The organism is Bradyrhizobium sp. Mp19, from assembly GCF_029952935.1.
Classification (GTDB): domain Bacteria; phylum Pseudomonadota; class Alphaproteobacteria; order Rhizobiales; family Xanthobacteraceae; genus Bradyrhizobium; species Bradyrhizobium elkanii.
Map to the genome: position 1 here is coordinate 166842 of NZ_JASAUT010000003.1, position 24828 is coordinate 191669.

The 24828-nt window shown below is 65.3% G+C and carries 16 protein-coding genes and 2 pseudogenes; 11 read left to right on the plus strand and 7 right to left on the minus strand.

The window, feature by feature from the left end:
* The first annotated feature begins 57 nt into the window (after positions 1–57).
* Positions 58–954, plus strand: coding sequence for a LysR family transcriptional regulator (locus QJT82_RS05800; RefSeq protein ID WP_028338508.1), 897 nt, complete (start codon positions 58–60; stop codon positions 952–954).
* Positions 955–976: 22 nt separating this feature from the next.
* On the opposite strand, the gene QJT82_RS05805 is transcribed toward QJT82_RS05800, so the two are convergent.
* Both QJT82_RS05805 and QJT82_RS05810 read right to left on the minus strand, forming a co-directional pair.
* Complete coding sequence (locus QJT82_RS05805) at positions 977–1327, minus strand: hypothetical protein (RefSeq protein ID WP_026193281.1); 351 nt, start codon at positions 1325–1327, stop codon at positions 977–979.
* A 191-nt stretch (positions 1328–1518) separates the two neighbouring features.
* Entirely contained in the window at positions 1519–2451 is a 933-nt protein-coding gene (locus tag QJT82_RS05810; RefSeq protein ID WP_028338507.1) for a LysR substrate-binding domain-containing protein, read from the minus strand.
* Between the two features lie 201 nt (positions 2452–2652).
* Here QJT82_RS05810 and QJT82_RS05815 point away from each other — a divergent pair, with 201 nt between their 5' ends.
* From QJT82_RS05815 to QJT82_RS05840, 6 genes are all read left to right on the plus strand, one after another.
* Positions 2653–3981, plus strand: a complete 1329-nt coding sequence (locus QJT82_RS05815) for an MFS transporter (protein WP_035630828.1) — start codon at positions 2653–2655, stop codon at positions 3979–3981.
* 22 nt (positions 3982–4003) lie between these two features.
* Positions 4004–5029, plus strand: coding sequence for an amidohydrolase family protein (locus tag QJT82_RS05820; protein WP_028338505.1), 1026 nt, complete (start codon positions 4004–4006; stop codon positions 5027–5029).
* A 184-nt stretch (positions 5030–5213) separates the two neighbouring features.
* Positions 5214–5888, plus strand: a complete 675-nt coding sequence (locus QJT82_RS05825) for an RraA family protein (protein WP_028338504.1) — start codon at positions 5214–5216, stop codon at positions 5886–5888.
* 193 nt (positions 5889–6081) lie between these two features.
* Positions 6082–6969: a LysR family transcriptional regulator gene (locus QJT82_RS05830; protein ID WP_028338503.1), complete on the plus strand. Its 888-nt coding sequence runs from the start codon at positions 6082–6084 to the stop codon at positions 6967–6969.
* A 142-nt stretch (positions 6970–7111) separates the two neighbouring features.
* Entirely contained in the window at positions 7112–8590 is a 1479-nt protein-coding gene (locus QJT82_RS05835; protein ID WP_028338502.1) for an FAD-binding protein, read from the plus strand.
* Positions 8591–9032: 442 nt separating this feature from the next.
* Positions 9033–11372, plus strand: coding sequence for a TonB-dependent receptor (locus tag QJT82_RS05840; RefSeq protein ID WP_080686633.1), 2340 nt, complete (start codon positions 9033–9035; stop codon positions 11370–11372).
* 488 nt (positions 11373–11860) lie between these two features.
* On the opposite strand, the gene QJT82_RS05845 is transcribed toward QJT82_RS05840, so the two are convergent.
* From QJT82_RS05845 to QJT82_RS05855, 3 genes and pseudogenes are all read right to left on the minus strand, one after another.
* Positions 11861–12634 carry an SDR family NAD(P)-dependent oxidoreductase gene (locus QJT82_RS05845; protein WP_028338500.1) on the minus strand — a complete coding sequence of 258 codons (774 nt, stop codon included), beginning with the start codon at positions 12632–12634 and terminating at the stop codon, positions 11861–11863.
* 214 nt (positions 12635–12848) lie between these two features.
* Entirely contained in the window at positions 12849–13469 is a 621-nt protein-coding gene (locus tag QJT82_RS05850; protein WP_028338499.1) for a hypothetical protein, read from the minus strand.
* Between the two features lie 63 nt (positions 13470–13532).
* Positions 13533–13712, minus strand: a pseudogene (locus QJT82_RS05855) (LysR family transcriptional regulator); the annotation flags it as partial.
* 1 nt (position 13713) lies between these two features.
* Here QJT82_RS05855 and QJT82_RS05860 point away from each other — a divergent pair.
* Positions 13714–14298: pseudogene (locus QJT82_RS05860) on the plus strand (SDR family oxidoreductase); the annotation flags it as partial.
* 19 nt (positions 14299–14317) lie between these two features.
* On the opposite strand, the gene QJT82_RS05865 reads toward QJT82_RS05860, so the two are convergent.
* Positions 14318–18616, minus strand: a complete 4299-nt coding sequence (locus QJT82_RS05865; RefSeq protein ID WP_245288614.1) for a translocation/assembly module TamB domain-containing protein — start codon at positions 18614–18616, stop codon at positions 14318–14320.
* A gap of 44 nt (positions 18617–18660) precedes the next feature.
* The gene (locus QJT82_RS05870; RefSeq protein WP_245288613.1) at positions 18661–20601 is read right to left on the minus strand and encodes a BamA/TamA family outer membrane protein; all 1941 of its coding nucleotides are present in this window, start codon (positions 20599–20601) and stop codon (positions 18661–18663) included.
* Positions 20602–21490: 889 nt separating this feature from the next.
* Between QJT82_RS05870 and QJT82_RS05875 the strand changes: the two genes are divergently transcribed.
* From QJT82_RS05875 to QJT82_RS05885, 3 genes are all read left to right on the plus strand, one after another.
* A complete protein-coding gene (locus QJT82_RS05875) occupies positions 21491–22741 on the plus strand; it encodes an ABC transporter substrate-binding protein (protein ID WP_028338495.1) in 1251 nt (416 codons plus the stop codon).
* Positions 22742–22877: 136 nt separating this feature from the next.
* Positions 22878–23696 (plus strand): AraC family transcriptional regulator, encoded by an 819-nt coding sequence (locus QJT82_RS05880; protein ID WP_016847806.1) that lies wholly within the window; start codon positions 22878–22880, stop codon positions 23694–23696.
* 120 nt (positions 23697–23816) lie between these two features.
* The gene (locus tag QJT82_RS05885; protein WP_028338494.1) at positions 23817–24827 is read left to right on the plus strand and encodes a branched-chain amino acid ABC transporter permease; all 1011 of its coding nucleotides are present in this window, start codon (positions 23817–23819) and stop codon (positions 24825–24827) included.
* Position 24828: the final 1 nt, after the last annotated feature.

Genomic DNA, 24828 nt, shown 5'->3' on the forward strand with positions numbered 1-24828 from the left:
TTTTCCTTTGAAGATGCCACTATTTGGACAGATCGTCTCGAATATGGAACAGAACCGATGGACCTTCAGGCGCTCACTGATTTCAACCTAGTGGCCGCGCATGGCGGGTTCGGCCGCGCCAGCCGCGCCTCCGGACGGGCCAAGGCGACGCTGTCCCGCCGTGTCGCCGAACTCGAACAGAGTCTCGGCGTCCGCTTGATCGAGCGCGGCTCGCAGAGTCTGCGATTGACCGATGAGGGCCGCGCGCTGCACGAGCGCACCAGCGGTCCATTGTCCGACATCGCCGAGGCCGGCGAAGCCGTGGTGCTCGGCGCGTCGACGCCGCGCGGCCGCTTGCGGGTCAGTGCGCCGGTCTTGCTCGCCCATGTCGCGTTCGGCCGGATCGGTGCGCGCTTTGCGCACGCCTATCCCGACGTCCAGCTCGAGATCGTCGCCGAGGATCGCCTGGTCGATCCGGTGGAAGACGGCTGTGACCTTGTCATCCGCATCAACCCGTCACCGGATGAACGTCTCGTCGGCCGCCGCTTCCTGCGTGACGAGCTGCTGGTCGTGGCGCATCCCGACCAGCAACGACCGACGAGCTCCGCGCGCGATCCGGATGGCGTCTCCGTCGATGCCGTTGTGATGTCGCCGACGCCACCGGACACGGTCTGGCGCATCCGACATGAACGCGAAGAGATCACGCTCAGGCCGCGACCAATGCTGCGTCTCTCATCGATGCTGATGATGCGCGATGCGGTGCTCGCAGGCGCCGGCGCGGCCCTGCTGCCCAAGCTGCTGGTCGATGACGACATTGCCGCGGGCCGGCTTGCCTATTGGGGAACGGATACCAGACCTCCGGTCGAGATCTGGGCGCTACAGAGCTCGCGACGGCTGGTCGGTGCCAAGGTTCGCGCGTTTCTCGACGTCGTCGAGCAGGCGTTCCCGAACCGGGTCTTCGTTCCGCCGGCCTGAGTTGCAGCCCGGACGATGCGCCTCAGGTCATGCTGCCCGGCATGAAGCAGCGCACGCGCGGATGGCCGTCGATATAGTGCTTCCACACCATGGTGCGCCCGACCTTGTTCGGCTCGGTGATCACGGCCTCGTTCGGCACGACAACCCATTCATTGTCGATGAGCACGCGATAGTGGCCGTGATCCGACTCCCAGTCGGGATCGGCGACCACATAGCCGTCGGCATCCGAGCAGCATTGCCCGTAGCCGCTGCGCAGGCTCTCGAACCAGGGCTTTAGCGGTGAATTGGCGTAGCGGCCGTCGTCGCGCGCCAGGGCCGGTGATGCGAGGCAAATCGTCCCAAGCAGCAGTGCCGCACGTGTGATGACGTGCATGTCGTCTCGTCTCCGCAGATTTTGATCCAGCTGCGGGCGCGCGTCACGCATTGTTCGCCCGCGACATGACCGTCGCGGGCGAGAACACGGCACAACCGCGCCCCAGCACCTGACACTGAACGATGCAAGAGCAAGGCCAGACTGGATGCCGGAAGACTACGGTCAACGAAAGTATAGGGCGTGCAGCACGATCAACGACTCACTGCTGCGACCTCGGGGACGAGCGGCGGTGCGCTGCGCGACGCCGCCTGCAGCGCGCATTCGACGAACCGGCGCGGCAGCAGCGAGGCGTTGGAGCGCATCGCCACCAGCATGCGGCTCTCCGCATCCGGCGTGTCGAGCGCCTTCGCGACGACGTTCATGACACCGGCCTGCTGGTAGCAGGACGGAAGGATCGAAAGGCCGATCCCGGCCGCGACCAGGCTGAGCACGGTGCGCAGTTCATGCGCCTCCTGCGCGATCCGCGGCGCAAAGCCGGCGCGCCGGCACAGCATTGCGGCCTGGTCGCCGACGCCGCAGCCGCTCTCCGCCATGCCGACGAATTCGTGCTCGGCAAGGTCGGCGACGCTGAGCTTGTCCGGAGCGGCGAGCGGATGATCGATCGGCAGGAACACCATCAAGCGGTCGCGCCAGACGACATGAACCTGCAAGTCCGCCGCGGGCCGGAAATCCAGCGGCGGCCGCATGATCGCGACGTCGAGCTCGGCGTCAGCCAGCGCCTGCAACTGCTTTGCCGTCGACATGTGCCTGAGCTCGATCTTCACCCGCGGATAGCTGCCGCGGAAACTGCGGAACAGTTCGGCGAACATGTCGAGCATCGGAACCGAGTCGGTGAAGCCGACACGGACCGCGCCGGCTTCACCGCGCGCGGCGCGGCGCACCGTTTCCGACGCAAGGTCGAGCTCGCTGACGGCACGCCGTGCGTGTTCCAGCAGCAACTGGCCGGCCTGGGTGAGTTCGACCGCACGCCGTGTCCGCGACAGCAGCTTCGTGCCGAGCTCCTCCTCCATCGCCTTGATCTGCGTGCTCAGCGGCGGCTGGCTGACATGCAGCCGCTTGGCGGCGCGGCTGAAGCTGAGCTCCTCGGCCACCGCGATGAAGTAGCGAAGCTGCCTGTAATCCATCGCTTATTCCGTTTCCCTATAAGTGACGGGTCAAAGCGGTATTTGACCTCCCAGGACCGTTTCTCGATCTTGGCGCCAAAACGCGGATGCTCCAAGGGGCAACACGCGCAGCCGGTCAGCCATGCGAAATCGCCGCGAATAACAGGCGCTCCGCCCGGTTCGGATCACAGGCGCGACAACAAGAAGCAAGGGAGGAATCCAATGGCCGGAGCGTCCGTCACTGAGCTCGAACAGCAGACCATCCGCCGCGTCTATTGGCGGCTGATCCCGATCCTGTTCGTGATGATGTTCTTCAACTATCTCGACCGCATCAATCTCGGCTATGCCGGGCTGACGATGAACAAGGACCTCGGCCTCAGCCCCGCGATCTTCGGCTTCGCCGCCAGCATCTTCTTCCTCGGCTACATGGTGCTCGAGGTGCCGAGCAACCTGATGCTGCACCTGCTCGGCGCCCGGATCTGGCTGGCACGGATCCTGATCACCTGGGGTCTCGTCGCCGCGCTGACAGCCTTTGTCTGGAATCCGCTCAGCCTCTACGTCATGCGGTTCGGCCTCGGCGTCGCGGAAGCCGGCTTCATGCCCGGCGTGGTGCTTTACCTCACCTACTGGTTCCCGGCGCGCTATCGCGCCCGCGCGGTGGCGGGATACATCATCGCCGGCTCGTTCTCGGCGGTTTTGGGCGGGCCGATCTCGACCAGCATCATGACCTGGTTCGATGGCACTGCCGGTCTCCACGGCTGGCAATGGATGTTCCTCGCCGAGGGCGTGCCGACCATTCTGCTCGGCCTGTTCACGCTCTATTATCTCACCGACCGCCCGGCCAAGGCGAGCTGGCTCACCAAAGAACAGGCGGCCTGGCTGGAAGGCGAACTCGCCGCCGAGCGGGCCGAGATCGAAGCACAGGGGCAGCACAGGTTGATCGAATGCGTCCTCGATATCCGGGTCTGGCTGCTGGCGGCGCTGTTCGGCTGCGCATTGGTCGGGATCTACGGCCTCTTGCTGTGGCTGCCGCAGATCATCAAGGGCATGGGCAATCTCAGCAACATCCAGGTCGGCTTCCTCTCGGCTATCCCGCCGCTGCTCGGCGTCATCGGCACCATCGTGGTCAGCCGCAGCTCGGACAAGACCGGCGATCGCAAGTTTCATCTTGCGGCGGTCTATCTGCTGGCCGCCGTTGCGATGCTCGGCAGCGCCTATGTCGCGAGCCCGGTGCTGGCCTTCGTGTTCCTCTGCATCGTCGGCTTCAGCCTCAATGCCGGCAATCCGCTGTTCTGGAGCATCAATGCCTCGCTGCTGACCGGCGCGGCCGGCGCCGCCTCGATCGCGCTGGTCAACACGCTGGCGCAGTTCGGCGGCCTGATCGGGCCGTGGTGCATCGGCCTGATCAAGGACTCCACCGGAAGCTTCTCCTGGGCATTGGTCGGGATCGCCGGCTTCCTGCTCGTCGCCTCCGCCATCGCCGCCACCATGCGCGTCAAGCCGCGCGAGACGGAATTGACGGGCGCGATCCCGTCATCCGTCGCACACTGACACCCCTACCAAGGAAGCAACCATGATCATCGATTGTCACGGCCATTACACCACCGAGCCGGCCAAGCTGCAGATCTTTCGCGACAAGCAGCTCGCGGGCCTTGCCGACAAGTCGCGCCGGCCGCTCACCACCAATCTCGGCATCACCGACGACGAGATCCGCTCGAGCGTCGAGGGCGCGCAGCTTCGCCTGCAAAGGGAGCGCGGCACCGACGTCACCATCTTCTCGCCGCGCGCCGCCGGCATGGCGCATCACGTCGGCAAGGAAGCAACCAGCCGCGAATGGACCACGATCTGCAACGACCTCGTGCACCGGGTCTGCACGCTGTTCCCGCAGAACTTCGTCCCCGTCTGCCAGCTGCCGCAGAGCCCGGGCGTCAAGCCTGCCAACTGCATCGAGGAGCTGGAGCGCTGCGTGACGCAGCTCGGCTTCGTCGGCTGCAACCTCAACCCCGATCCCGCCGGCGGCTATTGGTGCGATCCGCCGCTGACCGACGAATGGTGGTATCCGCTGTATGAGAAGATGGTCGAGCTCGACGTGCCGGCGATGGTCCATGTCTCCTCGTCGTGCAATCCCTGCTTCCACGGCACCGGCGCGCATTACCTCAACGGCGACACCACCGCCTTCATGCAGTTCCTGACCTCGGACCTGTTCAAGCGCTTCCCAACCCTGCGGTTCATCATCCCGCATGGCGGCGGCGCGGTGCCCTATCACTGGGGCCGCTACCGCGGCCTGGCGCAGGACATGAAGCTGCCGCCGCTGTCGGAGCATCTCTTGAGGAACGTGTTCTTCGACACCTGCGTGTATCACCTGCCCGGCATCGAGCTGTTGACCAGGGTGATCCCGGTCGAGAACATCCTGTTTGCGTCTGAAATGGTCGGCGCGGTGCGCGGCATCGACCCGGAGACCGGGCATCACTTCGACGACACCCGCCGCTATATCGACGCGCTGCCGCTGAGCGCGGCGGACAAGGGCAAGATCTTTGAAGGCAATGCCCGCCGCGTCTATCCTCGCCTCAACGCCCATCTCGACCGCCGCGCGCATTGAACGTTGCCGAGACAACCACTCCAACTCCTCATCCTGAGGAGCCCGCGAAGCGGGCGTCTCGAAGGATGCAGGCCCAACCGGGCCACATGGTTCGAGACGCGCGTTCCGCGCTCCTCACCATGAGGGTCCAACCAAGCAGCAAGACCGACAATCGACTTCAACCAATCAATCTCGGAGAAAACCGATGGCCATAGGATTTGCAATTCACAAGGCGAAGCGGAAAGTGTCGCCTGACCTCGTCGCGCGCTACCGCACGCTGCCGGTCGCCAATATCAGCGATTCGATGTCGCGGATCGCGGGCACCAACCGGCTGCGGCCGATGCATAAGGGCGGCTGGCTCGGCGGCCCGGCGCTGACGGTGAAAACCCGGCCCGGCGACAATCTGATGGTCCACAAGGCGATCGATCTCGCCCAGCCCGGCGACGTCATCGTGGTCGATGCCGGCGGCGTCCTGGTCAACGCCATCATCGGCGAGATCATGTCGACGCTGGCCGAGAAGAAGGGCGTGGCGGGCTTCGTGATCGACGGTTCAATCCGCGATGCCGGCGCGATCCGCGCCGGATCATTCCCGGTGTTCGCTGCCGGCGTCGCCCATCGCGGCCCCTACAAGGACGGCCCGGGCGAGATCAATTGCGCCATCTCGATCGACGGAATGATCGTCGAGCCCGGCGATCTCGTCGTGGCCGACGACGACGGCGTGCTCTGCGTGCCCTATGACGACGCCGAGGCCATCTGCAAGCTGACCGAGGCCAAGAAGGCGACCGAGGAAAAGGCCATCCAGCAAATCCTCGCCGGCACCAGCGACCGCCGCTGGGTCGACGAGGCCCTGCAGCGCCTCGGCTGCGAGTTCAAGGACTGAGATGGATGCTGATGCGGGACGCTGCCCGGCGTCCCGCAATCCGGCCTCGCCGAATGCGACAAGCGCAGTCGAGATCGCGCATCGTGCCATGCTGGTTCCCTGCCGGATCGGTTCCCGGCGAACTGCCAGCCTCCCCTGACAAGCCCCTCACACCGTAATATCCTTCCGGTTTGCGGGAGAATGAGGTGGCTCGATGGAAGATATCGAAGCCTTTCTCGCGGTCATCGAGGCGGGCAGCCAGACGGCGGCCGCGCGTCGGCTGGGCCGCTCGTTGCAATCGGTCAATCGATCGCTGATGACGCTCGAACGCAGCGTCGGCGTCGAGTTGGTGCGACGTACAACCCGGCAGTCGTTCCCGACCGAAGCGGGATTGGCGTTCTATCGGCGCGTCAAGCCTGCCGTTGCGGAGATCAGCGAGGCACGTCTCGAAGCGGCAAGCCAGCGCGCCGAGCCGTCGGGCCTGCTTCGCATCGCCGCGCCGGTGCAGTTCGCGTCGGCATTTGTCGTGCCCGTCATCGCGGACTTCATTGCCCGCTACCCCCTGATCAAGGCTGAACTCAAGGCCTCGGATCGAGCCATCGATGTTGTCGGCGATGGCTTCGACATCGCCATCCGGATCAGGGAGCTGCCGGATTCGTCGCTCAAGGCCCGACGGCTTGGTGAGATTCGTACCGTCGTCTACGGCGCGCCGCGCTACTTCGCCCGTTACGGACGCCCGGATCATCCCGACGATCTCTCCCGCCATCAATGCGTTCTCCGCACCACCAGCGAGGGCGAGCCCGCGATGTGGCGGTTTCAGATCGATGGCGACATCAGGACGGTTCGGGTGAGTGGCTGCTTCGAGACCGACAACACCGCGGCGCTCTCCGCAGCGGCACGTGACGGCCTCGGCCTCGGATACGGACCGTTCTGGCAGGTCCGTGATCTCGTCAACGATGGCGCGATCGAAATTGTTCTTGAGGAGTTCGAAGCACCGCGAATGCCGATCCATGCGGTGTTCCCGCCAAGCGGCATGCCGGCGGCAAAGACGCGCCTGTTCGCCGATATCCTGGTCGATCGACTGAAGCACGAGCAGCTTTAGACACTGGCGCGCGCCATCGCCATTCTCTCGGCAAACGGGAAGGTGCTTCCCGCCAGGCGCTGATTGTCCGGCAAGCGAGCCGAACCCATTGTGCGGGTGAGCGGCAACGAGGCTTGCCGCATCATGCAGTTGAGGAGGCCCCATGACGAACAGGCGTACCCTGCTCGGCGCAGGACTTTGCGCGGCCGCAACGTTGGCGTCTCGCGCCACCCACGCGACGACGCTCGCGCAGGCCCAGGGCTGCGACGGGTCCGCGGCCGACGGCGAGCTCAGCCAATTCGCGTGCGACCTGCTCCCGGCGGCTGGTGCGCTCAGCGACGACAACAACGACCGCGCCGCCGTTTCCCGCGATTTCGGCAACATCGTTCAAGGCCAACCTCGTGCGGTGCTGAAGCCTGCCTCCGCCACCGATGTCGCCCGCCTGGTTCGTTGGGCCGGCAAGTCAGGGCACAAGATAGCGGCACGCGGGCAGGGCCATTCGACCTATGGCCGCGCGCTGATAGAAGGTGGCGTTGTCATCGAGATGACCTCGCTCAACGCGATCCACCACATTGCGGGTGATCGTATTGTCGTCGATGCCGGCACGACGTGGGAACGCGTGCTCGAAGCGACGCTGGCGCAAGGCCTCACGCCGCCGGTGCTCACCAACTATCTCGGCCTTTCCGTCGGCGGCACGATCTCCGTCGGCGGAATCGGCGGGAGCTCGTCGCGCCATGGCATGCAGACGGACCATGTTCTCTCGCTGGACATGGTTACGGGAACCGGCGAGCAACTGACCTGTTCGCCGCAGTCGCACGCCGATCTGTTCGACGCCGCCCGGGCCGGACTTGCACAGTGCGGTCTGATCACGCGGGCAACCCTGAAGCTGGTGCGCGCGCCCGAGCGAGTCCGCCGATACCAGCTTTTCTACCGGGACCTTGCCTCGCTGGCTGCAGATCAGCGCCGCGCGCTTCATGACGATCGCTTCGAGCAATTACAGGGCGCCATTCTCCCGGCCGGCCCCGGACGCTGGCGCTACCAGCTCGAAGGCGCCGTGTTCTACGACAAGGGTTCGCCGCCAAACGACGGCGCCGTGCTTGGATCGCTGTCCTACGACCGCAATACGGCAGTCATCACCGATCTTGCCTATCACGACGACGCGCTTGCCTTCGCGAAATTGGAAGCGCTGCTCAGGTCGAAGGGGTTGTGGTCGAGCCCGCACCCCTGGTTGTTCACGTTTCTGCCCGACGGCGACGCCGAGCATCTGGCCGACGAGATGATCGGCCGCCTCTCGGCTGAGGAGATCGGGCCGCTCGGGCGAGTGACCTTTTATCCCCTGAACACGCGCGCGTCGGGCACGCCGCTGGTGCGGTGGCCCGATGGCAACATCGCCTTCTGCTTCAACATCGTTCACATGCCGGCGCCGGCAGATGCGACAGGGGTTGGTCAGACGCTGTCGAAAAACCGCCTGTTTTACGAGCAGATCCGCGGCGCGGGCGGCGTCCAATATCCCGTCAGCGCGCTTCCCATGGCGCCGGAGGATTGGGAACGTCACTTCGGCTCGGCCTGGCCGAAGCTGCGCGACGCCAAGCGGCGTTACGATCCGGCCAATCTGCTGACCCCCGGCTACAATCTGTTCTGATCCCGACGCCGCGTGAACAGAAGTAGCACGCCGACCGAAGCCGGCCGGTATGCAGCCGGTTGGTCCCGCGACGGATGGAATCGGGAATTTTTCCCGATTCCAGATGGAAAAGAATCCCGGTCCCCCGGGATTGATCTTGTTTGCCAAAGCCACGCCGCTCCCGCAGTCTCCGAGCCAGGTTCGTCGGGGACAAAAGCCGAACCGCGACTTAGGGGTGGGCGTCATGGCTGGTGCGTTGTTGCGTACGGCAACACGTTTTTTGTCTTCTTCGGTCACCACGCGCGGCGCTGCGGCCGTGCTGGCTGTTATTGGCTCTGCACTGCCATCGACTGTCCTGCATGCTCAGACGGCCGATCCGGCCCCCACTGAACTGCCGCCCGTCAACGTGATTGCGCCCACACCTCTGGCCGGCACCCGCAGCGCAAGGCCGGCGGCACGGCCGGTGGTTCGGACCACGCGAACCGCGCGAACCCGAACCGGACCTGTTGCTCCGGCAGCGGGACCCGATGTCGGCACCGCTGCACCCGGCCCCTCCGATCGCGACTCCACCCTGATTGATCGCGACAAGGTCCCGTCCAACACCGCGGTGATGACGACGCAGGATTTCAGCCACAACTACTCGACCAACTTCCTCGATGCTGTGAACCGCAAGCTGCCCGGCGTCACGCTCGGCGACCAGACCGGCAATCCGTTCCAGCGCAATCTCGACTACCGCGGCTTCACCGCCTCGCCGGTCCAGGGCACGCCGCAGGGCATCGCGGTCTATCAGAACGGCGTGCGCATCAACGAATCCTGGGGCGACGTGGTCAACTGGGATTTCATCCCGGAAAAGGCCATCGACAGCGTCGCATTGTTTCCGAACAATCCGGTGTTCGGCCTCAACGCGATCGGCGGCGCGCTGAGCATCCAGATGAAGAACGGCTTCACCTATCAGGGCTCCGAGGCTGAACTGTTCGGCGGCTCTTACGGGCGCGTGCAGGGCAGCGTGCAGGCCGGCGGCCACAGGGACAACATCTCCGCCTACGCTGCGTTCGAATCCGCGTATGATCGCGGCTGGCGCGACTACGCCAATTCGTCGCACATCAACCGCATGTATGTGGACGTTGGCGCACGCAACGACGACACCGAATTTCACGTCAATTTCACCGGCGCCAGCAACCTGCTCGGCAATGTCGCGGCAACGCCGGTGCAGATGCTCAATCAGCGCTGGTCGAGCGTCTACACCTGGCCGCAGACGACGCTGCTTCAGCTCGCCTTCGTCAACGCCACGCTGAACCACAATTTCTCCGACACCTGGTCCTTCCAGGGCAATGCCTATTTCCGCGGCTTCCGGCAGACCCATGTCGACGGCAACGGCACCGACGTGCATGCCTGCGACGGGGGAGACAGTTTGTGCATCGGCGACGACCTGCCGGTTTTCGGTCCGGCCGGAGGTCCTTCGGTTCCGAACACGCTTGGCAACGCCTTCCTTGGCGAAGTCGACCGCAACCGGGCCGCGACCAACAGCTTCGGCGGCACGGCCCAGCTGACCAACTCGGACAAGCTGTTCGGGCACGACAACCACGTCGTGATGGGCGTCAGCGTCGACCACGGCAACACGAAATTCACGGCGACCAGCGAGCTCGGAACGATCGATCCGAACAACCTGTTCGTGACCGGCACCGGCATCTTCATCAACCAGCCCGATGCCGGTCTCGCCCCGGTCGACCTGCGCGCCACCAACACCTACACCGGCGTCTATCTCACCGATACCTTCGACGTGACGAACAGGTTCTCGGTCACTGCTGGTGGACGATTCAACTATGCCCAGATCGATCTGCGGGACCAGACCGGGACAAATGATCAGCTCAACAGCAGCAACCGATTCCAGCGCCTCAACCCGGTGATCGGCGGCACCTACAAGATCACGCCGAACCTCACCTTTTATGCCGGCTATTCAGAGGCCAACCGCGCGCCGACGCCGCTCGAGCTCGGCTGCTCCGATCCGGCCCGCCCCTGCGTCATCGATTCCTTCCTGGTGTCCGATCCGCCGCTCAAGCAGGTGGTGTCGCACACCATCGAGGCCGGCTTCCGCGGCACTTGGGGCAACGACGCCAGGACCGGCATGCTGAGCTGGGGCCTCGGCGCGTTCCACACTCTGTCCGACGACGACATCATCCGGGTGCAGAGCCCGATCGGCACAGGCAATTTCGGCTATTTCCAGAATGCGGGGCAGACCCTGCGGCAGGGCATCGAAGCCAAGCTCGATTACCGCGTCAATCGCTGGAACGCCTATGCCAACTACACCTTCATCGACGCGACCTATCGAAGCGCAAACACGTTGCCGGCTCCCGACAACCCGAACGCCCTGACCGACCCGAACAACGATGACGTCCGGTTCATCAACGTCAAGCCGGGCGACCATATCCCGGGCATTCCTGCGCACCGCTTCAAGGCCGGTGTCGAGTACCTCGCCACCGACGCATGGAAGATCGGCGCCGACGTCAACGTGGTCGGCAGCCAATGGCTGATCGGCGACGACACCAACCAGAGCCAGAAGGTCCCGGCCTACGCGGTCGTGAACCTGCACACCTCCTACAAGATCACGCCGAATATCGAGCTGTTCGGCCTGATCAACAACGTCTTCAACCAGCATTATTATCTCGGCGGCGCGTTCTACGAGACCGGCGGCTTTGCCAGCGCCGGGGCTGCGCCCAACCTGATGGCCCAGCTGACCGATCCGCGCACCTTCGTCCCCGGCATGCCGCTCGCGGCCTATGCCGGCATCCGGGCGAAGTTCTGAACTGCGAAGAAGTCAGGTTCAAGCGGCCCAGCGACGCGAACTGGCGGCATCTCTTCCGCTTGCGGGTAGAGCAAACGCATGTGCGTCTTCGCCGGCCGCGCAGCGGCTTGGCCTCGTGGTTCGAGACGCGCCGCAAGCGGCGCTCCTCACCATGTGTGTTTACAGTTTAGCCGCGAAACAAGACGTCATCCCGTGCCCGCCAACGGCGGGCGTCTCGAAGAGATGGCCACAGGGAAGTGACGCGCCAGGATTTTTCCCGCATGTGACGCGACCTCCCCCGTAAGCGCAGGGCGATGGCCCCCGTGGCGAGGGGCGTCTGCTCGATTTCTGGATAATGGAAAAATACCGCTGATTTGCCCGACGAGTCAAGTTGCCGTGTCCGCCGGCAGTCGTCGGGTACTTTGCATGGGGTTGTTTTCGATATTTTGGCAGTGCGCCCCCACGACGGCAGGCTATCGCATCCGGCCAGGCCTCAGTTCATCAGCGCCTTACGCCACCGTCCCGCCGTCGACCGGCATCGCGATGCCGGTGACGAACGACGCCTTGTCCGACAGCAGGAACACCGCGACCTCCGCGATCTCCTCGGGACGCGCCGCGCGGCCCATCGGATTGCGGGTGACCGCGGCCTTGATCAGTTCCTCCGGATCGGCCTCGTTGTGGCCCGCCTGGTCCGGCCGATTGACGAACACCCGCAGCATCGGCGTGTCGATCGCGCCGGGGCAGATCGCGTTGACGCGGACGCCGTCCTTGGCGTGGCGCTTGGCGAGCGCGCGCGCCAGACCGATCACGCCGGCCTTGGCCGCGGAATAGGTCGGGCTCCACGGCGAGCCGACCAGGCCCGAGGTTGACGCAGTGAACAGGATGCTGCCCTGGCGCCGCGCGGTCATCTGGCCGAGCGCGGCGTTGGTGGTGATCAGCTGCGAGCGCAGATTGAGATCGACGCTGAGATCCCAGCCTTCCAGATCGTCGATCACGGACGGACCTGGAATGCCGAGATGATTCCACACGCAGTCGAGCGCGCCGAATTCCTTCACCGTCGCAGCGACGATATCGCGCGCAAAGCCGTCGTCGCGCAGATCGCCGGCCAGCGCCAGCGCGCGCCCGCCGCCCTTTTTGATCTCGTCGACCACCGCCTTCGCGCCAGCCTCGTTCTGGTCGACTACCGCGACCGCCGCGCCCTCGCGCGCGAGGATGCACGCCCCGGCGCGGCCGGCGCCCGACGCTGCGGCGGTGACGAGTGCGATCTTGCCCTGCATGTCCATGTTTCGATCCTGACTGTGCCCGTGAGCTCGAGCCTTCTTGGTTCTGACGTTCTGGTTGAATCAGGACCGCAGCGCTGCTGTCTTGCGCTGACGCGCTAAAGCATGATCCGGAAAAGTGCGAAGCGGTTTTCCCTCGCGACAAACGCGGGACGCGTTTGCGCGGAGATCATGCTCAAACGAAGAGCTAAAGTGCGATGACGATTCTCATCGCGCTTTACCGGCCGCCGAACAGGACCGGAGACTGGCCGGGCAGTAGCTGCGAATGGATGTCGCTGTCCATGCGCTCCGCCCCCTGCTGGGTAAAGCTCGCGCCGAATGACAGGCTGAGATTCGAAGTCGGCCGGAACTCGAGGCCCGCGCGCGCCGAATAGCCGGCGTTGACGCCGGGATTGCCGCTGAACGGCGCCAGCGGTCCGCCGGCCCCGGGCGGATTGTATTTCAGGGTGTCGAAGCCGGCGAAGAAGGTCACGGGCGTATTGCCGACGCCCCTGAAATTGTAGCCGAACTGCGCGCCCTGATATTCCAGCGAGCCGAACGCCGCCGATTGGCCGAGCGCGTTCCAGCCGACGCGACCGCCTTCGCTGCCGGCGAACCAGCCGTCGGGCCGGCCGTTCAGATATGAGAAATCGCCGCCTTGCGCGCCGGCGGCGTCAAAGCTCGGAAAGTTTCCGTAGGTATCCGCCTTCTGGCCATCGGCAAGACTGCCGCCGAAGCCGAACAGCGAGCCCGGCGTCCAGTAGCGCACCGGGCCGGCCTGGGCGCTGGCCTGCTGGCCGCTCACGCACAGCGTCAACACTGCGATTGCGAGGCCGAGTTTACTTACCAAAGTGGTCATCAGGTTACCGTCACGAGCGCACGGATTATACGTCCCACCGACCTGGAATGCCAGCCTGCGCCCCTAAGCCGCCGCGAGCAGCTTCAGCTTCAGCAAATCCGTCAGCCAGTCGGCAAACACCTGCAGCCGCCGCGACAGATGCTGACGGTGCGGATAGAGCAAGGTCATCGGCATCGGCGCGGCGCGATGCCGCGGCATCAGCTCGACGAGCTCTCCTGCATCGATATGCCGCTTCACGTCGTAGGTCGCCTTCCAGGCCAACCTCACGACATCGGGCGCGATGGAAAAGCTGTTCACCGACGCGGTCGCCGCGATCGGCCGACCCGACATCGCGATCAACACCGTCGGCAAGGTGCTGAAGAAGCCAATGGTCGAGATCTCGGAGGCCGAATATGACGCGATGAGCGCGGTCAACGCCAAGTCCGCGTTCTTCTTCCTCAAGGAGGCCGGCCGCCACGTCAACGACAACGGCAAGATCTGCACGCTGGTGACCTCGCTGCTCGGCGCCTACACGCCGTTCTATGCGGCCTATGCCGGCACCAAGGCGCCGGTCGAGCACTTCACCCGTGCGGCATCGAAGGAGTTCGGCGCCCGCGGCATCTCGGTCACCGCGATCGGCCCGGGTCCGATGGACTCGCCGTTCTTCTATCCGGCCGAAGGCGCGGACGCGGTCGCCTACCACAAATCGGCGGCGGCGCTGTCGGGCTTCTCCAGGACCGGGCTCACCGACATCAAGGACATCGTGCCGTGGATCCGCCTGCTGGTGTCGGACGGCTGGTGGATGACCGGCCAGACCATCCTGGTCAACGGCGGCTACACAACGAAGTGAGGCGCGATCTCGGTCGCCCTTACCATTCAAATCGCGTGCCGACTCCGACAGATGTCGAGCCCTTCGCATCGACATCCGACTCGACGCGGATATGGCGCGTCACGTCGACATTGGCCGACACTCCTGACTGGCTGGCGCTCGCGCCCGTCCGCACGCCTACGCTCAGCCTGTCGCCGATCGCGCGCGAGGCGCCAACCATCGGACCGCCCGCCCCGGCGCCCACGTCCAGATTGTCGACCCCGAGCGAGCGGCGCATGCGGTCCACCGTTCCCTCGCCACCGCTGGCGAACTGAGCTGCGGCCCCTGCGAGCTGCACGGCTTGCGAGGTCGTCAGGCTGCCCGAAGCTTTCTGAAAGAGGATGCGCGACAGGATCTCGTCCTGCGGCAACTCGGGCTGCGAATGGAAGGCGAAGACAGGCGCGGCCGCCGGGCCCGAGATTCCAACCTGCGCGGTGATGTCGGAGGCCTGTATCTCTGCCGCGAAATCGAGCTCGGGCGCGAGATCGCCATTGAAGGAGAGATTGCCTTTGGTGAAGGTCAGCGTCTTTCCGAGCACCACCAGCTTGCCCTGATAGAGCGAGAAGGCTCCCTTCGGAACCGGCGCGTTGCTCGTACCGCCGACATGAACGGAGCCGCCGAGTTCCGCGGTTACCCCGCGGCCATGGATGAAGACGTGGTTCGGCGCCGAAACTGTCACGTCGAGCGCGGCGTTGAAGAGCGCCGTGCGCTTCTTGTTGCCTTTCGGCGTCTCGGCCTTGCGCGCAGCTGCGAGCCGCGCAGCGGCCTGTCCCGAGGCGTTCACATGGTTGATGCCCTCGATCGGCTTCAGCGTCGACGGCAGGCGATCCGGAATATCGACGTTGACGCGGGTCAGGTCGACGCGACCGACGATCCGCGGATCGCGTGCCAGGGCGCCTGTGACGTCAATGGCGAGATTGGCCTGCGCGGTCGCCAGCGCGCTGGAGGCAAGCGTCGCCTGCTGACCGCGAATCGAGACCGTGCCTGGAAAGCCTGCATCCGGGGCGACCCGTACCTGACCGGATCCGGACAAGGTGCCGCCGTTGGGCGTCACCGCGGCCAGGCGCTCCACGACGATGCGCTCTCCTTCGGCGGTGATTTTCGCTTCGACGGCATCGAGGCGTGTGCCGAGCATGCTGTCGCGGAAGGTACCCCCGCTCATGGTGGCAACACCGCCGATCTGAGGTCTGGTGCGCGTGCCGCCGACACGGGCATCGAGCGCGACGCTGCCGGATACGGTCCGGCCGGAAGCGGAAAGCGTGGCATTGGCGATGGCGGCATCGAGGCGGCCCTTCGCGGTCAGCGCGATCGGACCCGTCGCGTCGAGCGGCACCGTGCCCGACGCCGTGATCGCGCCGGCTCTTCCCGCGGCAATTGTGGTGTTCAGGCTCGCGCGGCTGCCATCGAGTCGTCCGTCCGCGGCAACGTCGATCGGCGGCAGGCCGGCGCTTCTGGTCTGCGGCGCGGTGAGCTGCCTGACCGCGACCTTGTACTGGCCGATCGGCGCGCTCATGGAGCCCGCAATCGCGGCTGACGCGTCGAGGGTCCCGCTCAGGCCCAAACCGGGTATCGCGACATCGGCTTCGCCGAGCGGGATCGCGTTTGCCACGGCCTTGAGGTCGAGCACCTGGCCGGCTTTGCCGTCCACCGTGAAGCGGCCACGTCCAATCGCGAGCGCCAGATGCTCGATCAGCACCGTGCCATCGTTGAGCGTGAAACCCGCGGGGCCCTGCAGCGCGATCGCTTTGGCGCCACGCCGCGCGGTGAAGCGGTTGAGATCGAACCGCACCCGCTCCCTGGTGGTCAGTGCACCCGCGGCATCGAGATCGAATCCGGCAGCCTTGGCGGACAAGCCGACCGTGCTCGCATCGGCATTGCCCGTGGCGGCTAGCGTGACGTTGGAGACCGTCTGACCGCCGAACTCGACACCGTTGACCTGCGCATCAGCATTGAGCACCGGATGGCTGTAGAGATCGGCGCCATCGGCGCGCAGATCGAAACTGCGGACGGCCGCACCCGCGGCACGGATTCCGGCACCCTTGCCGGCAAGCCGGACCGACTGCTGGCCGCCATCGGCCGAAGCGGCAAGGTCGAGTGAGGCCGAGCCGGCGAGCTCTGTGAGGGCAAGCGGCGAGAGATCGGCGAGCGCCCCGGCTGCGAAGCGAATCTGCCCGCTGGCGAATCTCTGTGCGTCGATCGTTGCCGCCCCCTTCAGGGATACCGATCCGATCGCGATGTCGATGGTCTTTGCGTGCCATCCGGCAAAGGCGGGAGCTGCGCGATCGTCGGGCTCCGACGATCGACGGCTCACCTGAACAATCCCGCGCGCTGGCTTGCCATCGGCGGAGCCGTCGAGCTTGGCCTCGACAGCACAGACTCCGTTGATGTCGTTGACCGTCGCGGCGAGCGCCAGATGCGGAATCGGGCGCCGCATAGCGGTGGCGCGATCCACCGAGGCCGCGAACGAAACGCCGGGATGCGTGAGCCCGCCGGTCAGGCCGACGTCGAGAGCTCCCGCACCGGTGAGGCGCGCATCGGCCGCCGAGAGATCCGGCACGTCCACACGCGCCGACAGGTCGCTCGAGTCGCGCGTCACTGTTCCTTTGGCGCGAACCGCAACATGGGCACCATCGATCGACGCGCCGCGGACCGTGTAAGTGTCGCGGCCATCGCCAGAGATGTCGGCCGCAAGTGCGAGCCGCGCCCCCGCGAGCCCATCGAGCGCCGCAAGTCCCGTCGCAAGCTTCTCGCCAGCACCTGACATCCTGATATCAAAGCTGCCGCGCTGGAAATCCGTGTCGATGTCGAGGCCGAACGCCACCGAGCCCGCAAGCTTCAGCCCGGCAAGGTCGGCAAAGGCGCCGAGGTCGGGCACGGTTCCGGTTGCCCGGCCATTCAGGCGACCGGCGCTGACATCACCTGCATAGGTTGCCTGAACCGTTGATGTGCCGATCTCGAGACGCTCGATCCTGGCTCGGCCGCCGAGGTCCGTATCGCCGTGGAGCACGAGCGACGCGGTGTTGCCGATCGCGGCCGCCAAACTCGCGTCGCGTGGCGCGATGCCGGAAGCGCGCAGGTTCGCGTCAAGGATGATGCGCGTTGCCGGATCGCCGGCCTCGGCACGAGGAACGGCCGTGATCGAAGCATCAAGCGTCTCGACGTCTCCGTCCGGCAGATGAGCACCCGACAGCGCGAGCTTGACCGATGCTGTGGGAGCCTTGATTGGGCCGTTGACGCGGCTGTCGAAGACGAGACTGCGGATCGACCCTTGGTCAGTCTCGGTCACGTCGCCGTTGCTTGGCAAGGCGCGGATGGAAGCCGCAAAATCCACGACCTTGTCGGCTCCGAGCAGACCTTTCGCGTCGAGCCGCGCGAGACGGCTCGTAAGCGTCAGCCCGTCCAGGGCGACGCTGCCGTCGTCACCAAAATGTGTCGTACTGTCGAGATTGGTTTGACCCGCGAAGACCGGCGCGGCGATCGCCGGCAACAACGGTTCGAGATGGCTGGCAAGGCGCGTGGCGAGCACTCGGCCCGCCCCGTTTCGGTCAAGCGTAATCGTACCGGTCGCATCGATCGTGGGGCCGGCCTGCAACTTCAGGGCACCACGAAAGCTGTCGAGCGTGCCCTTGCCGCCCAATGCGAATGTGACGGGCGGCTCGCCCGGCAGATGGCCGAGCTTCGACATGAGTCCGTGGGCCGGCTCGTCGAGCGTGACATCGAGTGTAAGCGCATTTCCCTGCGGAACGTAGGCGAGAGCGGCCTTGAAGTGGCCTGGGAAATCCTTGCGGGTGGCATCGAGGTTGAAGACGAGCCCTTCCGAGGGCGAGCCGAGCTCGGTATTGCCTGTCGCCGCGACACTCAGGGCTTCACCCAGAATCGACTGTCCCAGCGTCAAGGCCCGCAGGTCGAAGGCCTGCACCTTCACCGGAAGGTCAGGCAGGATCGGCTGATCGGACTCGGCGGCAGGCTGGTCGGACGGAAGCGGTTTTCGCCTGATCTCAAGCGTGCCGATCTCGAGGCGGTCGATTTCCAGCCGCCCCAGCAACAGTGCGCTGCGTCGCCAGACGAGGCGCGCCTTGTCGAGCGTCAGCCAGACGCCGTCCTTGTCGGTGATGCTAACGTCGCGAACCGTGGCATCCGAGGACAGCACACCATCGACGGCGCCGACATGGACCTGGGTCGCCGGCGTCGAGAGCGTCCGCGAGACGAGACTGGCCAGCACATCCTGCTGGTTCTCGCCGCTCCCGCCCGCCATTCCGTAGAGAACGGCACCGAGCACCGCGGCAGCGATGAGGCTCATGGCCGCCACGGCGGATCCGATAATGAACAGCCGTCGGATGCGCATCAGAAGGCCTGCCCAATGCTGACATAGATCGCGTAACGGCTGTCGCCGGGGCGAGGATTCAGCGGTGTCGCAACGTCAAGGCGGATCGGGCCGACTGGCGTGAGATAACGCAAGCCGAGTCCCGCGCCGTAGCCCACATAGTCGTCGAAGCCCGGCAGGGACGATCGGGAGGCGGTGCCAAAGTCGAAGAATGGCACGAGACCGATGGTGGGGGTGATCCTGACCCGCACCTCGGCGGAGCCCTCGATCAGGCCGCGACCACCGGTGATTTGGCCGAACATCATCGGCGAAATGGTGTTGAAGCCGTAGCCGCGCACGGATCCGCCGCCCCCGGCGAAGAAGCGATGCGCATCCGGAATCTGGTCGAGCGGCGCGCCCGCAAGCGAGCCTGCGGCCAACCGACCCGCCAGAACGTAGTCGGCCTGCTCGTCGAGCGCATAATAGGCCGAGCCCGCAACCCGCGCTTCGAACAGATCGATCGTGGAGCCCATCAGCTTCGGATAGGCATTGACGGTCGCCGAGAGGCGCACACCGCGCGTGGGGTCGAGCGGATTGTCTGTCGTGTCGTAGCGGCCGGTCGCCGTGAAGCCGATCAGTGTCGCATCGACCCGCCCCAGCACGTCCTGCGATTTCGATTGCTCGACCTGGAGACCGGCCTGCAGCGAAGCCGCCTCCGAAAAGCGATGGATCACGCCGAACGTGCCGCGCACCGTGTCGTCAGTGTACCCGCCGAGGTCGTTGTTGCCGACACGCTCGCGGAACGCAGTGGCCTCGATCAGAAGATCGTTGGCCGTACCGAACAAGCCTGGCTTGATGAAGGTGCCGGTAAACCGTGCGCCGAAATCCGAGCCGCTCAGATTATTGAAGCCGGTGAAGGACGTGCCGTCGATCCGTTGCAGGAGCGAGGCGGATGCTTCGAGCCTCAGGCGCTCGCCGCCGCCGAATATGTTCCGATCCTCGTAATAGCCTGCAATGCCGGGACCATCGACGGTGGAATATTTTGCCGAGAGGCCCACCGCGTGCCTGGGCCTTTCCGTCAAATCGATGAAGACCGGCAAATTGCCATTGGCGTCGAGCTTGTCGGCCTCGCGGACGCGAATTCCCCCGATGGCCGGGATCTTTGCGATCGAGGTTTTCGCCAAGGCGAGCCGCTCCGGCGAATAGGGCTCGCCTTCCCTCAGGTAGACGTGCGTGGCCACCACTCGCGGATCGACATCTCCGCCCGAGATCGTCACGGCGCCGATGCCGGCCTTGGGGCCCGCTTCGACCCGCAACCGAAAGTCCATCGCGGCGGCGCCATGATCGACGGTGGCCTTGACGTCGGCGACCTTCGCGAGCGGATGTCCGTTGCTGCGAAACCAGTCGATGAGTTTCACCTGCGCGGCGCGCAGGTCGGCAGAGATCGCGGGATCGCCGGACTTCAGCGCAAACGCGCGGCGCGGCAATCCCTGCGGCGCTTGGTCGCGCGGATAGTCTACATCAACCGCGCGCAGCTTGAACAACGGACCAAGTCGCGCGATCACCTTGACGGGCACAACGGTCCGATTGCGAAAGCTGTCGGCCCGACGCGCCGCCGCGGCAAGCCCAGTTTCGTCGAGGGAGATTGGAACTCCATCTATCGTCACATCGATCTGGGCGTTGTAGCGGCCAAGCCCCCAAAGGGCATCGAGCAGCGGATTGACATCCGCCTGCAGCCGGCGTGCGAGACCTTCCCCGTCCGGCGGCGGTTCCTGTCGAAGGCGATAGGTGCCGGCGGCATCGCGCAATGCCTGTTCGGCGTCGCTATCGTTCTTGCCCTCCGGCGTCTTGGCTTCGATCTCCAACCGATAGGACAGCGTCGTGGCGCTAACCGGCGGCGGATCGTCGGAACCGAACAGACCAAAGAAGTCGAGCGCGTGAGCCTGCTCGCACAGCGAGCAACCGACGACAGCGACGCACACCGAACGCAGAACGCGTCGCGCTGCAGCGATGAAATACCTTCGCCTTGCCCGCCCCGGCAAGGACGGCAGGCATCGTCGCACCACGATTTGCTTGATTGTTCCGCTCCGCCTGCCTGTTGACACGACCCGAGTCTGTGCACCTCGGGTTCCGGCGATCCCCTGTCTCCGCATTCAACAGGCACCACACGCGAAGTTGATAGACTCATGATGGACAATGTTTGGCAAACGCAAGGGAACCTCGATGTTCGTCGCAGTTATCCAATCTCCGACGCGCGCCACCATCGGTTCCGGCAACCACATCTTGCGAACATTCATGTCGCGAGAATGCGAAGGTATGACCCAGCGGATGTATGACCCGCAAATCGAGCCACACATTCAGTGTCGTCCCGGGCTTTGACCCGGGACCCATAACCACAAATGACAGCAGTTGCGCGACGCTGGGGCCGCAGCACCCTTCAACAACACAACCCTGTGGTTATGGGTCCCTGCTTTCGCAGGGACGACGGGTGGAGGGGACGCGCGGACCAACTCCATCACCGTGATCCTGAGGTGCGAGCGGAGCGAGCCTCGGGATGACAGTGCCAAGGGCGGCGCGTACTGAACGAGAACAAATCACATCATCCCTGCTCCCGTGCGCAATCGCGCACTAGGCAGGGACGACATCAACATATCAATCGCCTCACTCTCTTCCCCGGTTGCAGCTCCGCGGCATTGCGCCGCGAGCCGCGCTGCGGCGCAACAATCAAAATGAGACTGCCCGTTAAGCCACCCCGCGCCGACGACATCCGCGCCGCGCCCGCCTTCGGCTAGCTTTGCCGGCAACAACCGGACGCCCATCAGCCTTCGCACGCCAAGTGGACGCCGGCGACAACACAGAGGGAGGAGCGCGATGTTGAAAGGCAGTTTGGGACTGATTGCGTTGAGCAGCCTGTTGCTTTCGGGCACGGCGTTCGCTCAGGAGAAGATCAAGGTTGGCGTCACCGCGACGCTCGAGGGCACCTACACGGTGCTCGGCGAGGACGGCATGCGCGGTCACCAGACGGCGCTCAACGTGCTCGGCAAGAAGATCGGCGACAAGGAGCTCGAATTCGTCGTCGCCTCGACCGACGCGACGCCCGACTCCGCGGTGCGCGCGGTGCGCAAGCTGATCGAGCAGGACAAGGTGCAGATCCTGCTGTCGCCGCTGTCCGGCGACGAAGGTATCGCGGTCAAGAACTTCGCCAAGACCCATCCGGAGCTGACCTTCGTCAACGCCGCCTCCGGCGCGCAGGAGACGACCTATGTCGATCCGGCGCCGAACTTCTTCCGCTACAACATGGACGGCGCGCAGTGGCAGGTCGGCCTCGGCAAATACGCCTACGAGACCAAGGGCTATCGCAAGATCGCGACCGTCGGCGAGGACTACTCCTTCATCTACACCCAGGTGTTTGGCCTGGTGCTCGAGTTCTGCGGCGCCGGCGGCCAGGTCACCAACCGGCAATGGGTGCCGCTCGGCACCAAGGACTTTGCCTCGGTGATCGCCGCGCTGCCTGACGACGTCGACGCGATCTATCTCGGGCTAGGCGGCGCCGATGCCGTCAACTTCCTCAACCAGTATCAGCAGGCCGGCGGCAAGGCGCATCTGATGGGCGGCTCGATCATGATCGACCAGACCATCCTTTCGTCGAAGGGCAACGCCAAGAACGCGCTGATCGGCACCATCGCCGCGAGCGGCCAGGCCGATACCTGGGAGGATCCGGGCTGGCAGAAATTCGTCAAGGCCTATCAGGATGCCTTCCCGCCGGCCAAACGCTTCCCGAGCCCGTCGCTGCTCGCGACCAACTATTACGGCTCGACCATGGCGCTGATCCTGGCGCTGCGCCAGGTCAATGGCGACCTCTCCAACAACCAGGCCAAGCTCAAGGACGCGCTGGCAAAGATCGAGATCGACGCGCCGAACGGCAAGATCAAGCTCGATTCCAACCGCCAGGCGATCGGCACCAACTTCGTCACCGAGGTGGTCGATGACGGCAAGGGCGCGCTGTTCAGCAAGGTCGTCAAGGTGATCCCGAACGTCAATCAGACGCTGGGCTACGATCCGGCGGTGTTCGCCAAGATCGGCCTGCCGAGCCGCACGGTCCCGGAGTGCAAGAAGTACTGACGTATTTGCTGCAGTGCAGGCACGGCGGCCATGACGAGGCGCGCGGTTGCATGATGCGCCCTGCTCGCCCTTGCTTTCCGCGGGCGGATGTTGAACGCTTGTCGAAAAGACAAGAACATCCCGCGGGAGGGGAGGCATGAGCAGGGCGCTTGCCGTCTTCCACGGCCGGTTCGGTCGCGCGACGGTCTATCAGTTGAACCGTCCCTTCAACGTGCATGCGCACCGCGAAGGGCATCTGATCTTTCATGTCGGCGGAACGCCGGCGCAGATCGACGTCTCGGAGCAACGGCTGCTGCTCAAGGACGATACCGTGGTCGCGGTCAACCCGTGGGAACCGCACAATTTTCTGCCGACCGACATGGACCACGGCGCGATCTTCTTCGTGCTCTATGTCAACGCCGAATGGTTCGCGCCGCAGCCCGCGACGGCACAGGGCCTGCGGTTCGGCCGCACCTTCTTTCCGCGCACCGAAGCGCTCGACCGGCTGATCCGCCGCACCGCAGCACTGGTGTGCGGCGCGCCGTCGCTGCGCAGCCTCGATTGCGAGCTCCGGCAGCTGATCGACTCCTGCTACGAGGAGAGCTGGCAGGCGGCGCAGGACGCGCGCGCGGCGGCCGCGGTGACCGATTTCCGCGTCCGCAAATCGATCAAGCTGATGTCGGAAAGCCCCGGCGCCGAGATCGAGCTCGATGCGATCGCGCGCGAGGCCGGGCTGTCGCGGCCGCATTTCTACCGGCTGTTCCGCACCCAGACCGGCGTCACCCCTCACCTCTACATGAATACGCTGATCATGGAGCAGGCGCTGGACGCGCTGGTGGCGACCGAGACGCCGATCGCCGATATCGGCTTCGACCTCGGCTTCTCCTCGCAGAGCGGCTTCACCCGCTTCTTCGCGGCCAATGTCGGCATGGCGCCGACCGACTATCGCCGCGCCGCCAAGGTGTTGCGGCCGTGAAGCAGTTCCGGAGCACACGATAAAAGATACTGTCGATCAAATCCCGAGCTTTCGCCCTCGGTAGGATACCGGACACGCGGCCCGGCAGACGGTCGCGACCACTGAGGGAACGCGACGGAGATGGCCAGGTTCATCGAACGCCATCCGGCCTGGGCGCTGATCGTGATCATCGCGGTCGCGGTGCTCGCATGGCTGGTGTTCGCGATCTGGCCGCCGGGGCTGGAGGCCGCGATCGGCCGCAAGCGCGTGTTCCTCAACGCGGTGCTGAACGGCATCACGCTCGGCGGGCTGTATTTCCTCGTGGCGAGCGGCTTCACGCTGATCTTCGGCCTGATGCGCAACGTCAACCTCGCGCACGGCTCGCTCTATCTGTTCGGCGGCTATGTCGGCTACGCGATCAGCAGCTGGACCGGGTCGTGGCTCCTCAGCTTCATCGTCGCCTTCATCGCGGTGGCACTGGTCGGCGTGATCCTGCAACTCGTGGTGTTCCGACGCATGGAGGGTCAGGACCTCAGGCAGACCATGGTAACGATCGGGCTCTCGATCGTGTTCGCCGACCTGATGCTCTGGGTGTTCGGTGGCGACTTCTACCAGGTTCAGACCCCGAGCTGGCTGATCGGCCCGATCCAACTGCCGCTGCTGACCGCGATCAAATCATCGGGCGAGCCGGTCTATCTGCAATACCCGCTGGTGCGGCTGGTGATCTTCGCGGCCTCCGTCGTGATCGGGATCGCGATGTGGCTGGCGCTCAACCGCACGCGGATCGGCATGATCGTGCGCGCCGGCGTCGACGACCGCGACATCCTGGCCGCGACCGGCGTGCGGATCCAGCTGGTGTTCGTGCTGGTGTTCGCGCTCGGCGCGGGCCTTGCCGGCATTGCCGGCGTGGTCGGCGGCACCTTCCAGTCGCTGTCGCCGGGCGAGGATACGCGGTTCCTGCTCGCTTCCCTCGTCGTCGTGATCGTCGGCGGCATGGGCTCGATCCCGGGAGCGGCGCTCGGCGCCGTCATCATCGGCCTCGCCGAGCAGCTCGGCTCGGTCTACATCCCGACCTACGCCATCGTCGTCACCTTCCTGATCATGGTGCTGGTGCTGGCGCTGCGGCCGCAGGGCCTGCTCGCGAGGCGATGAC

Coding starts and splice junctions, on each gene's coding strand:
- QJT82_RS05800 (WP_028338508.1), top strand. CDS start 58: ATGGACCTTCAGGCGCTCACTGATTTCAACCTAGTGGCCGCGCATGGC.
- QJT82_RS05805 (WP_026193281.1), bottom strand. CDS start 1,327: ATGCACGTCATCACACGTGCGGCACTGCTGCTTGGGACGATTTGCCTC.
- QJT82_RS05810 (WP_028338507.1), bottom strand. CDS start 2,451: ATGGATTACAGGCAGCTTCGCTACTTCATCGCGGTGGCCGAGGAGCTC.
- QJT82_RS05815 (WP_035630828.1), top strand. CDS start 2,653: ATGGCCGGAGCGTCCGTCACTGAGCTCGAACAGCAGACCATCCGCCGC.
- QJT82_RS05820 (WP_028338505.1), top strand. CDS start 4,004: ATGATCATCGATTGTCACGGCCATTACACCACCGAGCCGGCCAAGCTG.
- QJT82_RS05825 (WP_028338504.1), top strand. CDS start 5,214: ATGGCCATAGGATTTGCAATTCACAAGGCGAAGCGGAAAGTGTCGCCT.
- QJT82_RS05830 (WP_028338503.1), top strand. CDS start 6,082: ATGGAAGATATCGAAGCCTTTCTCGCGGTCATCGAGGCGGGCAGCCAG.
- QJT82_RS05835 (WP_028338502.1), top strand. CDS start 7,112: ATGACGAACAGGCGTACCCTGCTCGGCGCAGGACTTTGCGCGGCCGCA.
- QJT82_RS05845 (WP_028338500.1), bottom strand. CDS start 12,634: ATGGACATGCAGGGCAAGATCGCACTCGTCACCGCCGCAGCGTCGGGC.
- QJT82_RS05850 (WP_028338499.1), bottom strand. CDS start 13,469: ATGACCACTTTGGTAAGTAAACTCGGCCTCGCAATCGCAGTGTTGACG.
- QJT82_RS05865 (WP_245288614.1), bottom strand. CDS start 18,616: ATGAGCCTCATCGCTGCCGCGGTGCTCGGTGCCGTTCTCTACGGAATG.
- QJT82_RS05875 (WP_028338495.1), top strand. CDS start 21,491: ATGTTGAAAGGCAGTTTGGGACTGATTGCGTTGAGCAGCCTGTTGCTT.
- QJT82_RS05880 (WP_016847806.1), top strand. CDS start 22,878: ATGAGCAGGGCGCTTGCCGTCTTCCACGGCCGGTTCGGTCGCGCGACG.
- QJT82_RS05885 (WP_028338494.1), top strand. CDS start 23,817: ATGGCCAGGTTCATCGAACGCCATCCGGCCTGGGCGCTGATCGTGATC.